This window comes from Cognatishimia sp. 1_MG-2023, assembly GCF_030548175.1.
Lineage (GTDB): Bacteria > Pseudomonadota > Alphaproteobacteria > Rhodobacterales > Rhodobacteraceae > Cognatishimia.
In genome coordinates this window covers 37,288-50,291 of the sequence record NZ_JAUORX010000013.1, presented here as the reverse complement: position 1 = coordinate 50,291, position 13,004 = coordinate 37,288, and the positions used below count along the sequence as shown (strand labels likewise).

Sequence of the window (13,004 nt, the reverse complement as noted above, 5' to 3'; positions counted from 1 at the left end):
GAATCACTATTTGGCAAAGACATGAGCAAAATCAGGGGAAAAAATGCGAAAGCGCGCCGTGTAGGAGGCGCGCTTTCTATCAGCCATGTGTAAGAGCGGGGAGAAGGCTGATATTAATCGTATTTGCGTTGGTCTTCGATCACGACGCCATCGTTTGGCAGCGTGCCGGGGGCGACCAGTTCAACCTTGCCTTTAAGTTTTAAGGTACCAATAACGCTGTCGAGATAGGCGGTTTCGTTGTCAGCCTCGGTTTCAAGTTGCACGGTCATAACGTCCATTTCACCCTCTCGGCTGGCGATGACGCGAGCTTTGCTAATCTCGTCATGGCGGGCGACAAGGGCAGCGACCTGTTCTGGACGCACAAACATGCCCTTGATCTTGGCAGTCTGATCAGCGCGGCCCATCCAGCCCTTGATGCGCATATTGGTGCGGCCACAGGGGCTTTCGCCCGGAAGGACAGCGGACAAGTCGCCTGTTGCGAAACGGATCAGTGGGTAATCGGGGTTGAATGTGGTGACCACAACCTCGCCCACCTGCCCCGGTGCCACGGGTATGCCGGTTCCGGGAGTTACGATTTCAACGATAACGTGTTCGTCGATGATCATGCCTTCCATTGCGGGGGATTCGTAGGCGATGTTGCCCAAATCAGCGGTAGCGTAGGATTGCAGGCAGGTGATGCCGCGATCTGCGTATTCTTGGCGCAGGCTTGGGAAGAGCGCGCCGCCACCGACGGCTGCTTTGGTGATCTGCAATTTGGTACCAATGGCTTCGGCTTTGTCGAGGATGACTTTTAGGTAATCTGGCGTACCAACGTAGGCTGTGGTGCCAATGGCAGCGGCGGCTTGGACCTGCAATTCAGTTTGGCCTGTGCCTGCTGGGATCACGGTGGCACCAACTGCACGCGCGCCGCTTTCAAAGATCATGCCAGCGGGTGTGAGGTGATACCCAAAGCAGTTTTGCACGATGTCGTCTTCGCCGATGCCACATGCTTTTAGGAAGCGACCCATGCGCCACCAATCATGACCGTCGCCGCCGGGTTCGTAGATGGGACCGGGGGATTGGAACATATGGGCAAAGCTATTGGCCGGTTTTGCGTTATAGCCGCCAAGTGGGCCGAGGTTTGCCTGTGCCATTGTAAGATCAGATTTGCGTAATACCGGGATGCGCGCCAGATCCGCGATCTGGGTGATTGCAGCTGGGTCAATTCCTGCGAGCGAGGTTGCGTAGCCCGGTAAGGCCTTTGCGCGGGCAATTTGCGCAGGCAATGCCTTGGCCAAATCAGCCGCACGCGCGTCGGCAGATCGTGTTTCCAGCTCATCAAAATGCAGGCTCATACGTCCCATTCCTTATTATCTTTTGGGCACCTGCCCCATTTTTCGTTTGGGGCCCTGCCCCGCGGAGGAACGGAGCAGTCAGTCTTTTGGTAGAATGCCAGAGGCTTAGCTGAGCCAACGTTTGCGGCGGCGGTAGGACCGCACGTCGCGGAAGGATTTGCGACCTTCTTCGGACATGCCCAGATAGAATTCTTTGACGTCTGGGTTTTCGCGCAATTCTGCGGCTGGGCCGTCCATAACAACGCGACCCGATTCCAAGATGTATCCGTAATGCGCATAGCGCAGGGCCACGTTGGTGTTTTGCTCTGCCAAGAGGAACGAGACGCCCTCTTTTTCATTCACTTCTTTGACGATCTCAAAGATCTGTTCGACCAATTGTGGGGCGAGACCCATGGATGGTTCATCAAGCAGGATGGTTTCTGGGCGGCTCATCAAGGCGCGGCCCATGGCGACCATCTGTTGTTCGCCGCCAGAGGTGTAGCCCGCTTGGGATTTGCGACGCTCTTTGAGGCGGGGGAAATAGCTGTAGACCATTTCAAGGTCGTCGGCGACATTCGCGCTGCCGTCGCTGCGGGTATAGGCACCGGTCAGAAGGTTTTCTTCGACGGTGAGGTGTTCAAAACAGTGACGGCCTTCCATCACCTGAATCACACCGCGTTTCACAAGGGCGGCTGGATCAAGGTCTTGGACCCGATCACCGCGATAGCTGATCGTGCCTTTGGTGACTTCGCCGCGCTCGGAATGCAGCAGATTAGAGACAGCCTTGAGGGTTGTTGTTTTACCGGCACCGTTGCCGCCCAATAGCGCGGTGATGCCGCCTTTGGGAACGCTAAGGCTGACACCTTTCAGCACGAGGATCACGTGGTTGTAGATGACCTCAATGTTATTGACCTCTAGCAGGGTCTCGTCAGATGGGGCTGCGTCGAACATGTGAGTATTCCTAAAGTCGATGGGGTGCCCGGCCGGCGAACCAGCCGGGCAAAGAAAGGCTTAGTTGCAGCCCATTTCGATTTTGTTTTCTGCTGCGTAGGCCGCTGAGTCTGCGTCGATCAGAGGTGTGATCACCGAGGCATCAGAGGTTGCGAAGTCAGAAATCAAAGACCAGCTTTGTGCGGAGGCGTCCCACTGTGCGATAGCTGACATGCCGTCACCACCGTGGTTTGCACAGGACACAGAGAACTCTGGGCCAAAGTTCGGCAGGCCTGCTGCGGTCATGATGTCGGCTGTGATGGATAGATTTTCCATCGCATCGCGCATCATGCTTGCGTCAATCGCAGAAGTGCCGTTGGCGTCTTGTGCCTGCTTGGCAGCTTCTGCTGCAAGGAAGGCTGCGTAAACGCCACGGTTATACAGAACCGAACCCACTTGATCGCCAGCGCCGGCTGCTTTGCCTGCATCAACAACGTATTTCTGGATGTCATCAAAGACTGGGAAGTCAGAGCCAACGTTGTGGAACTGAACGGATTTGTAGCCGTTTGCGCCGTCGCCAGCTGGCTTCACATCGTTCTCAGAACCAGACCACCAGATACCCATGAAGTTGTTCATGTCATAACGGATGTTCGCTGCTTCTTGGATCGCAACTTGGTTCATCACGCCCCAACCCCAGAACAGGATATAGTCAGGCTTTTCACGACGGATCTGCAGCCACTGAGATTTCTGCTCTTGGCCTGGATAGTCGATTGGGATCGCGTTGAAATCAAAGCCGTGCTTTTCAGCCAGAGCTTCCAGTGTTGGGATTGGCTCACGACCATAGGCACCGTTAAAGTGCAGCAAGGTGATTTTCTTGCCTTCCAGAGATCCACCGGACTGCTCGAGGAAGTGGTTCACGCCAGCAGACGCGCCATCCCAGTAGTTGGCTGGGTAGTTGAACACGTGGCTAAAGACTTTACCGTTTTTCGCGGATGTCCGACCATAGCCCATTGTGTGCATTGGGATGTCATCAGCAGTCACTTTTGGGATTAGCTGATAGGTGATGCCAGTGGACAGCGGTTGATAGATCAACGCGCCTGCGTCTTTTGTGGCCTCGTAGCATTCCACACCTTTTTCGGTGTTATAGGCTGTTTCACACTCAGGAACCTGAGCGATTTCGCCGCCGATGCCGCCATCACGTTCGTTGAGCAGTGTGAAGTAATCTGCATAACCGTCAGCAAATGGAATTCCGCCTGCCGCGAATGGGCCGGTGCGGTAGCTGAGTGATGGGAACACAAGGTCCGCCATTACTGGGCCTGCGGCCATAGTGGCGCCAAGCGCCAGAGTTGCCAATTTCAATTTCATCGGGGTTCTCCTCCCTTAAGTTGATCCGATATCAGGGCTTATTGGTGCCCCTTGTTTGATTATTGGTGACGATGGCCCCGCCTTAATGCGGGAAGGGCCACAGTCGCAGTTTTTCCTTTGCGACCCGCCAGAGCTGTGCCAGCCCATGCGGTTCGAGGATCAGGAATGTGATGATCAGGCCGCCAACAATGATGAACTCAAAGTGTGCGGCGAGGTCAGTTGGCCAGCCCAGCGTTCCCACCAAAACGTTCTTTAGAAGAACTGGAAGAAGTACGAGGAAGGCCGCACCAGCGAAGCTACCGAAGATGGAGCCAAGACCGCCGATGATGATCATGAAGAGCACTAGGAAGCTTTTGGTGATACCAAAGCTGTCGCCCGCTTCGGCTGCGCCGAGATAGACGGCGAACAGTAGCGCGCCTGCGATGCCGACAAAGAAGCCAGAGACACCAAAGGCCGAGATCTTTGCTTTTAATGGGTTCACACCGATGATTTCCGCAGCAATGTCCATGTCACGGATCGCCATCCACTTACGACCGACTGAGCCGCGTGTCAGGTTGCGTGCCACCAGTGCGCAGAATGTCAGGAACACGAGGCAGAACATGTATTTCGCCCATGCATCTGTGTTTGGACCAGTGACGGCGATGTCTAGAACTGTGCGCTCTGGCGAGTTGATCTGACCGGACGCAGAGTAGTTGTAGAACCAAGGTACGCGGTTAAACAGCCAAACTAGGAAGAACTGTGCCGCTAAGGTTGCAACCGCAAGGTAGAACCCTTTGATGCGCAGGGATGGTAGGCCAAACAGGATGCAGACAAAGGCGGTGACGCCGCCTGCCAGCAACACATGGATAATGATGCTGACCTCTGGGAAGACGGTCATGAGCTTGTAGCAAGCGTAAGCGCCCACCGCCATGAAACCGCCGGTTCCAAGAGAGACCTGACCGCAATAGCCAGTCAGGATGTTCAAGCCAATTGCCGCGATCGAATAGATCAGGAACGGCAGGAAGATCGCATTAACCCAGTAGTCGTTTACAATGAATGGCACGACCGCAAAGGCCAGGAACATCACTGCATAGTAGCGATACCGGTCAAACTTGATCGGAAAGGTTTGGTTGTCTTCTTTGTAGGACGTTTTGAAATCGCCCGCTTCACGATAGAACATATCTCAAAACTCCTGTCGGCTGAGTTGGGGCAAAGTAAGGTCACACACGTTCAATGATCTTCTCCCCAAATAGGCCTTGCGGACGGAACACGAGGAAGATCAGCGCGAGGACGTAGGCGAACCAGTTTTCGGTTGCACCGCCGACCATTGGGCCGATTGCGAATTCAAAGAGCTTCTCGCCAACACCGATGATCAAGCCACCGACAATCGCACCTGGGATCGAGGTGAAACCACCGAGCATCAGAACTGGAAGAGCTTTAAGAGCGATCAGGGAAAGCGAGAACTGTACGCCTGATTTTGTACCCCACATGATACCTGCAACTAGGGCAACGAAACCCGCGACAGACCAAACCATGACCCAAACAAAGTTCAGAGAGATACCAACGGACAGCGCCGCCTGGTGATCATCAGCCACCGCACGCATCGCACGGCCTTGCTTTGTATATTGAGCGAAGATCACGAGTGCAGTCACCAGCAAAGCAGCAATTACAGTCGCGACGATATCAAGGTTATCGATAAAGAAGCCGTAGCCAAACCAACCAAATGTCGTTTCGTCGATCAGCGTGTTGATACCCTGAGGTAAACCAACGTCGAGTTTCTTAATTTCAGAACCCCACATGATGTCGCCCACACCTTCGAGGAAATAGGCAAGACCAATGGTGGCCATGAATAGGATGATAGGTTCTTGACCAACCAGATGACGGAACACGCATTTTTGCACGATGACAGCCAGTAGGATCATTACGCCCATCGTTAGCAAAATCGCGGCGAAAGCGGGCACATGCCAACCAAAGCCATGAATTTCAGTGCCAAAGATCGCGTTGATCAGGTGGCCAAAGGGCACTTGGCCTTCCATGATGCCAACCAGTGTCAGCGCGGAAAAGAGCGCCATCACACCTTGGGCATAGTTAAAGATACCAGACGCCTTGTAGATCAAGACAAAGCCCAGTGCGACAAGAGCGTAAAGAACGCCCGCCATGAGGCCGTTTAGGAAGACCTCCATACCAAAGATCAGCTGTTCAGGCATGTGTCTGGCCTCCGGTGAAAGTGAAAATTTGCTTAGTCATGGGCCACCCCCAGATATGCGTCGATTACGGCTTGGTTGTTGCGCACGTCATCTGGTGTGCCGTCGCCAATCTTTTTGCCGTAATCCATCACGACCACACGGTCGCTTAGGTCCATCACAACGCCCATGTCATGTTCGATCAGGGCGATGGTGGTTCCGAATTCGTCGTTTACGTCGAGGATAAAGCGGCTCATGTCCTCTTTTTCTTCGACGTTCATGCCCGCCATTGGCTCGTCCAACAGCAAGATTGATGGTTCTGCAGCCAGCGCACGCGCCAGTTCGACCCGCTTTTTCAAACCATATGGCAGACGACCAACTGGCGTTTTACGAATGCTTTGAATTTCCAAGAAGTCGATAATCTTTTCAACGGCTTCGCGGTTCTCAACCTCTTCGCGATTGGCTCGGCCAGCCCAAAGAGCTTGCGAGAACAATCCAGCCTTCATTTGGTGCAGACGACCGGTCATGATGTTGTCGAGAACAGACATGCCTTCAAACAAGGCGATGTTTTGGAAAGTCCGCGCGATGCCCTGACGTGCCACTTGGTAAGGGCGCATAGGTTTGCGTTTTTTGCCGTGGTAGAAAACGTCGCCTTCTTGCGGGTTATAGAACCCTGAGATGACGTTCAGCATAGAGGACTTACCGGCACCGTTTGGGCCGATGATGGCGCGGATTTCGCCCTGACGGATGTCAAAGCTGATATCCTGGATCGCCACCACGCCGCCAAAGCGTAGAGTGATGTTTTTCATTTCCATCACCACGCCGCCGATTGTGCGGCCATCTGCGGTGACATAGCTATCGTGATTCATATCGTTCATTCTGCTGCCACCTTTTGCGCAGCCACTTGAACGGTTTTCGCATCCCGCAGTTCCAGCGTTGCGCTGATGCTGCCTTTGCGGCCGTCCTCATAAGTGACTTCGGTTGTGGTCGAAACTTCGGAATCGCCTGCGTAGAGCGCATCGACAAGATCTTTGAACTTGTCGGCGACGACGACACGCCGAACCTTTTTGGTGCGGGTCATTTCGCCATCATCCGCATCTAGTTCTTTGTGTAGAACCAAGAAGCGATCGATCTGACACCCAGAGAGCATCGGATCCTCGGCAACGGAACGGTTCACAGTTTCAACGTGGTTTTGGATGGTTTCAAGTACGCGTGGATGACCAGCCAGTTCTTGGTAAGACGCATAAGCGATGTTGTTGCGTTCTGCCCAGTTGCCCACCGCCGTGAGGTCGATGTTGATGAAGGCCACACAACGATCTTTACCGTTGCCGAATAGAACGGCCTCTAGGATGTCAGGGTAGAATTTCAGTTTATTCTCAACAAACTTCGGTGCGAACATCCGACCATCGGCCAGTTTGCCAACGTCTTTGATCCGGTCAATGATCCGTAGATGACCTGATTTCTCTTCGAAGAACCCAGCATCGCCCGTCGCAACCCAGTTTTCACTGTCTTTAGTTGAGGCCGTAGAATCAGGGTTGTTAAGGTATTCAACAAAGACGCCGGGTGAGCGATAGAAAATCTCGCCGCTGTCTTCGATTCTGATTTCGACTTCTGGTGCTGGAACGCCAACTGTATCTGCACGCACTTCGCCATTTGGCTGAAGAGTGATGAACACGGTGGCTTCGGTTTGACCATAAAGCTGTTTCAGGTTGATGCCGAGGCTGCGGTAAAAATCGAATAGCTCGGGGCCAATCGCTTCGCCCGCAGTATAGCCAACGCGCACGCGGCCAAGGCCAAGGGTGTCTTTGAGTGGACCGTAGACCAGCACATTGCCCAGCGCGTATTTCAAACGATCCATTCCGCCGACAGGCTTGCCGTCAAGAATATCACCGCCCACCTTTTTGGCATGCGCCATAAAGGTTTTGAACAACCATTGTTTGAATTTACCCGCGTCTTCCATGCGGATCATCACGTTGGTTAACTGTGATTCAAACACTGGTGGTGGTGCGAAGTAATACGTTGGACCAATCTCACGCAAGTCGGTGAGCATTGTCTCTTCGCTTTCGGGGCAGTTCACGCAGAAACCGGACCACATGGCCTGGCCCACAGAGAAGATAAAGTCACCCACCCATGCCATGGGCAGATAGGCTAGGATGTCTTCGTCTTGGCGCAGGCCATCAAATTCGACGGAATTCTTGGAAGTCTGGATGACGTTCCGGTTGCTTAGAACAACGCCCTTGGGCTTGCCTGTTGTGCCAGATGTGTAAAGCATAACGCAGGTGCTATCGTAAGACAGACGTGCGACGCGTTTTTCTATCTCGCCTTGCAACGTGTTGCGCGCGGCGCGGCCTTGATCCTGCAACTTGCTGTATTGGTTCAACGCCGTGTGGTCGTATTTACGCATGCCACGCGGATCGAGGTAAATCATGTGCTCGAACTTGCTAAGTTCTTCTTGCACATCAATCACTTTATCGACTTGTTCCTGATCCTCGGCGACGACAAAACGTGCGCCGCAATGGGCTAGAACATAGGCCATTTCTTCGGCTGCACTGTCTTTATAGACAGGCACCGGAACAGCGCCGACCATCTGTGCCGCAACCATTGCCCAATAGAAATAGGGACGGTTCCGGCCGATGATTGCGATAAAATCGCCCTCGTTGACACCAAGTGTGAGGAAGCCCAATGCAAGAGCTTCAATTTCTTCGTGCGCCTCTGTCCATGTCCAGCTTTGCCAAATCCCAAACTCTTTCTCACGAAAGGCGGGTTTGTCGGCAAACTTGGACACGTTGCGCGCAAGTAGAGCGGGGATGGACACGAGCCCATCGGTCGCCTGTGACGACTGTACCAAATTCTATTCCTCCCTCATGCCCACAACTACGGGCAGAACTCCCCAATACGATTCTCCTCCGTATTAGGCGTATGAACAGAATAGCGCGTCAACTTTTTCCTGAACATTTCCTAAACCTTACGAATTGTAACAAGCGTCAATTGACCCTTTCCCAATCCGGCAAAGCGGTGCTAGCCATAGTGTAAGGAGACATTACATGCCCATCCGCTCTGGTAGTACACAAGCGATGACGATGGCCGGTTTGAACCTTATTCAACAGGCTCTTTCGATCTATGACAGCGATCTAAAGCTGGTCGTTGCAAACGCGCGTTTCCGAGAGATGTTCGATATTCCGGAAAATCTGATGACTCCCGGTGCCTCATTCGAAGACACCATTCGTCTGATTGCCACGCGCGGTGAGTATGGCGATGTGGATGATCTGGAAGCCTTGGTTCGTGAGCGAGTTGAGTTAGCGAAAGTGTTTGAGCCGCACTATCTGGAGCGCAAACGTCACGATGGGCGCTGGATTAGTGTAGAAGGGAATCCCCTGCCCGGCGGCGGTTGGGTGGCTGTTTACACCGACATTACGCGGGCCAAGCAACAAGAAGAGTTGCTGCGCGGCAAATCTGAAGAGCTGTCAGATCAGCTATTGCGCTATGCAGAGGAGTTGTCCACGGCCAACCGCGAATTGGGCAGCACAGTCGTCGCGCTAGAAGAAGCCAAGCGGCAGGTCACGGAAAGTGAACGCCGAATGCGCCTGACGGCTGAAATGATGCCAGCCCATATCGCGCATCTTGGACCTGACAGACATTACACCTATTCCAACCGGCGCCTTTCAGCGGTGATGCCGGAGCGGCCCAGTAATATTGTAGGCCTTCCGATCAAAGAGACGCTGGGGGCTGCGACCTATGCCAAGATGCTTCGTTATTTGGACAAAGCTTTTGAAGGCCAACCACAGGTCTATGAATTCAACGATCCAATGAGTTCACGCCGTATCCGTGTGGCTTTGACCCCTGATAGCGAGACCGGCGACAAACGTGGTGTTTACATCCTATCCATGGATGTCACCGAAGAAACGCAAACACGCGCCGCTTTGCAACAGACACGCCGCCGCGAATTAGCCGCGCAAATGACCAGCGGCTTGGCGCATGACTTTTCCAATTTGCTTACCATCATTCTGGGCATGCAAACCAAGCTTGGTAAAATGGAGATGACTAAAGACGCGTTGCAATTGGTCGACGCCACGTTAGGTGCAGCCAGGCGTGGTGGGACGTTGTTGAACCGTATTGCCGATATGACGGCCCAGCGCGCGCCGCAGCTTCGGCCCATGCAAGTTGGCAAATTGCTTACGGATCTGCAAACGCTCGCAGGCCCGTCTATGCCGAATCGACAAAGACTGATCTTTAGAAACGATACGCCTGACCGCCCATTGATGTTTGATCCGGGCATGTTGCAGGACAGTCTGCTTAATCTTTTGCTGAATGCCAGAGACGCCTGCCAGGGTGAAGGGGTGATCACAATCCATGCTTCTGTGTTCAAAGACACTTGGTTACAGTTTGAAGTAACAGACACCGGCACCGGCTTTTCAGAAGAGGCTTTGACGCGAGCGCTTGACCCATTCTTTACAACCAAGGGGTCAGAGGGTTCAGGGCTGGGTTTGCCTATGGTCTATGACACGACCAAACTGATGGGCGGACAGGTGGCGATTGCAAACACTGCGAGTGGGGCGAAAGTAACACTGCGTCTGCCATTGCGGTGGATGCCCAACGACCAAGCGCCCGGCCTTGCACTATTGGTCGAGGACAATGTCGAACTGCGTCGCATGATCCGAGACATGCTGACCGAACTGGGGCATCTGGTGATTGAAGCCGCAAGCGTGGATGAAGCTCTGGCCTTGCTGGACCAAGTTCCCGGTATTTCGTTGATCCTGTCTGATATCCAGCTTGAAGGTGCCGCCACCGGCGTGGATCTTGTGCAACGCTTGCCTAGTGGCGGTATTCCGACCTATCTGATGACTAGCTTTATGCAGGCCCATCCACTTTACATTGAAGGTGCCGCACTGGCACCTGTGATCCGCAAACCCTTTACCGGCGAAACCTTGGCACGTTTCCTGAAACCAGAGGTTACGTCATGACCGATCCGCTTGTCACAATTCTGGATGATGCACCAGAAATTCGTCAGATTCTGGCGGATGCCTTAGAAGACGCGGGTTTTCGCACGATGAGCTTTGGCCGCGCCACAGAATTCGAAGCCTTTCTGCGAAAGACGACACCTGCCGTTTGCTTGGTTGACCTTAGCCTGCCGGACAAAGATGGCCTGACATTGGTGCATCGATTGGCTTTGGAACAAGGCGCAGTCGTGATCATTATCTCTGGCCGAGCGCAGGTGCAGGACCGCGTTATGGGGCTAGAGCTTGGGGCCGATGACTACATCATCAAGCCCTTTGACCCCGCCGAAGTTGTTGCCCGTGTTCGGGCGCACCTGCGCAAAGAACGATCTGCTGCACAGGCGCAGTCTAACATCGCCACGTTCAACGGTTGGACCGCAAATTTTGACAGTTATGTCCTGGAGAATGATGAAAACCCAGCAACACCCTTTTCACATGCTGAGGGCGAAGTTTTGCGGCTGTTCCTAGACAGCCCAAAGCGATTGATCAGCCGCGCCCAAATGCAGGAAAGCCTTGGTGGTGTGGCAGGGGAAAGTTTTGATCGGGCGATGGATGTTCGCATATCACGCCTGCGAACAAAGCTGCGCGAAGATCCAAAGAACCCGCGACTGATCAAAACGATCTATGGGGCTGGATACATCTTTCTTGGGGATGTGACCTGGGTATAATTGGCAGTTTTTCGCTCAATATCGAGGGACCGACCGCCATATACACACTACATCTAGATTTACTCACCCTATTGGGGTAGTGTGAACCTATCGGAGAATTCAGACTAATTTCCTCTTCCAAGATCGGAAATCTCGGCTCGTCTGCCTCAGTAACGTTCCGGGGAAGGTCACTCCCACTCCCTCGCTGTACTTCATTGTCAGCGGGGGCTTTGTTTTTCAGAACCGATCAAACGACAAACATTTCACGGTGTTTGGTGAAATGCGGCACAAGAATTTCGCGGAAAGCCGCAACACGTGCAGAGGGCCAGACATCGCGATGGGCGACGACCCAAATATCGGGGAAAGCTTGCGGCGGCAGAGTATCGATGCGGAACAAGTCGTCATAGTCATGTGCAAGAAAAACCGGCATCCGAACAACCCCCAAACCCTTCTGAGCGGCTGAGATCATTGTCATGGTTTCATCGGTCATCAACCTCAACCTATTGTTGGGCGTATTGGCTGTCGTCTCTTTTTGGATGTTTTGCAGCTTATCATGCAGAATCCAGTCGATCTGCTTTGCGGGGTCGTGAGCGATTTGTTCTGCCCAACGACGGACGCCATAGACAGCGCTCTGTTGTGCGACCAGTCGGCGGCCCATCAAGCTATCTCCGGGGTGGTTGCTAACACGGATCGCCAAATCTGCCTCGCGGCGATTAAGATCCAACAGCTCTGTGTTGGCCCGAACATGCAATTCGACGTCGGGGTATTTTTCGCAAAACTCATTAAACACAGACGCCAAAAGCGTCGAACACAACAGCTGTGGCGCAGTGATGGTTAACGCGCCCGATAGCTTTTGATCCGCACCAAGCAGGCCGCGCATCAGGTCATGCTCTTCCACCTCCATAGCCGAGGCTTTGCGGGCAACCGTATGTCCGGCCTCGGTGGCTTTATAGCCATCCGCCAACCGTTCAAACAATTGCAATCCAAGGTCATCCTCGGCTCGTTTCACGCGCCGCGCGACTGTTGTGTAGCTAACGCCTAACGCATCCGCTGCCGTTGCGAGAGACCCGCCACGTACCAGATGCATCACTGTTTTCAAATCGTCCCAATGCGCAGACATTCTTTCGCCTCCGAGCATTTTTTCACGGCCAAATGTGACCGACATGTAATTGTGAGCGTATCTAAGCATGAAAACCAAAGCATCAAGGTGCCGTGGTGTCATTTTGAAATCTAGCACGTTCCTACTGCCAAAACCTGACATGAATTAACTGCGCGTTTACCCTTGAACCGGTGACTCTGACACGGTAGTTGATTCGTCCCCAAAGGAGCGTTAACCTCAACTCATGGCTGTATGTTTGTTATATCGCCAACGCATGGCACGCAGGCCGCGGTACTACCGTGTAGAGCTGGCGTATGACCTTTTCGACAATGTCTCGGTTTTTTGCGAATGGGGTATCGCTGGCGGCAAAGGCAGCTTTGCGCAAGTGACGTTTTCCAATCTTCGCGAGGCCTCGCAAGAAGCAGATCGTCGTCGCCGTCGTGCCCAGCGCAAAGGCTATGCGCGATTGGATCGCGCATTAGCTTTGGTTTAAC

11 protein-coding genes are annotated in these 13,004 nt (G+C 53.5%); 3 read left to right on the top strand and 8 right to left on the bottom strand.

The genetic code is table 11. The annotated features are described in order from the left end of the window. Positions 1 to 113: 113 nt before the first annotated feature. From Q4544_RS15370 to Q4544_RS15340, 7 genes are all read right to left on the bottom strand, one after another. On the bottom strand, positions 114 to 1,334 hold the full coding sequence (locus Q4544_RS15370; protein ID WP_303507745.1) for a phenylacetate--CoA ligase family protein: 1,221 nt from the start codon (positions 1,332 to 1,334) through the stop codon (positions 114 to 116). Positions 1,335 to 1,439: 105 nt separating this feature from the next. After that, positions 1,440 to 2,264: an ABC transporter ATP-binding protein gene (locus Q4544_RS15365; protein WP_303507743.1), complete on the bottom strand. Its 825-nt coding sequence runs from the start codon at positions 2,262 to 2,264 to the stop codon at positions 1,440 to 1,442. Between the two features lie 60 nt (positions 2,265 to 2,324). Further along, positions 2,325 to 3,608 carry an ABC transporter substrate-binding protein gene (locus Q4544_RS15360; RefSeq protein ID WP_303507742.1) on the bottom strand — a complete coding sequence of 428 codons (1,284 nt, stop codon included), beginning with the start codon at positions 3,606 to 3,608 and terminating at the stop codon, positions 2,325 to 2,327. Positions 3,609 to 3,690: 82 nt separating this feature from the next. Then, a complete protein-coding gene (locus tag Q4544_RS15355) occupies positions 3,691 to 4,767 on the bottom strand; it encodes a branched-chain amino acid ABC transporter permease (protein ID WP_303507741.1) in 1,077 nt (358 codons plus the stop codon). A 40-nt stretch (positions 4,768 to 4,807) separates the two neighbouring features. Further along, complete coding sequence (locus tag Q4544_RS15350; RefSeq protein WP_303507740.1) at positions 4,808 to 5,794, bottom strand: branched-chain amino acid ABC transporter permease; 987 nt, start codon at positions 5,792 to 5,794, stop codon at positions 4,808 to 4,810. 32 nt (positions 5,795 to 5,826) lie between these two features. Further along, positions 5,827 to 6,648 carry an ABC transporter ATP-binding protein gene (locus tag Q4544_RS15345; RefSeq protein ID WP_303507739.1) on the bottom strand — a complete coding sequence of 274 codons (822 nt, stop codon included), beginning with the start codon at positions 6,646 to 6,648 and terminating at the stop codon, positions 5,827 to 5,829. Continuing rightward, on the bottom strand, positions 6,645 to 8,618 hold the full coding sequence (locus Q4544_RS15340; protein ID WP_303507738.1) for an AMP-binding protein: 1,974 nt from the start codon (positions 8,616 to 8,618) through the stop codon (positions 6,645 to 6,647). Before Q4544_RS15340 ends, Q4544_RS15345 begins: the two co-directional genes overlap by 4 nt. Positions 8,619 to 8,814: 196 nt before the next feature. Here Q4544_RS15340 and Q4544_RS15335 point away from each other — a divergent pair, with 196 nt between their 5' ends. Together Q4544_RS15335 and Q4544_RS15330 are read left to right on the top strand one after the other, a co-directional pair. After that, positions 8,815 to 10,731: a PAS-domain containing protein gene (locus Q4544_RS15335; protein ID WP_303507736.1), complete on the top strand. Its 1,917-nt coding sequence runs from the start codon at positions 8,815 to 8,817 to the stop codon at positions 10,729 to 10,731. Next, positions 10,728 to 11,432, top strand: a complete 705-nt coding sequence (locus Q4544_RS15330; RefSeq protein ID WP_303507734.1) for a response regulator transcription factor — start codon at positions 10,728 to 10,730, stop codon at positions 11,430 to 11,432. The genes Q4544_RS15335 and Q4544_RS15330 overlap by 4 nt, the downstream gene beginning before the upstream one ends. A gap of 226 nt (positions 11,433 to 11,658) precedes the next feature. Here the strand turns inward: Q4544_RS15330 and Q4544_RS15325 are convergent, their stop codons facing one another. After that, the gene (locus tag Q4544_RS15325) at positions 11,659 to 12,531 is read right to left on the bottom strand and encodes a LysR family transcriptional regulator (RefSeq protein ID WP_303507732.1); all 873 of its coding nucleotides are present in this window, start codon (positions 12,529 to 12,531) and stop codon (positions 11,659 to 11,661) included. Positions 12,532 to 12,784: 253 nt separating this feature from the next. Here Q4544_RS15325 and Q4544_RS15320 point away from each other — a divergent pair, with 253 nt between their 5' ends. After that, complete coding sequence (locus Q4544_RS15320; protein WP_407063056.1) at positions 12,785 to 13,003, top strand: WGR domain-containing protein; 219 nt, start codon at positions 12,785 to 12,787, stop codon at positions 13,001 to 13,003. Position 13,004: the final 1 nt, after the last annotated feature.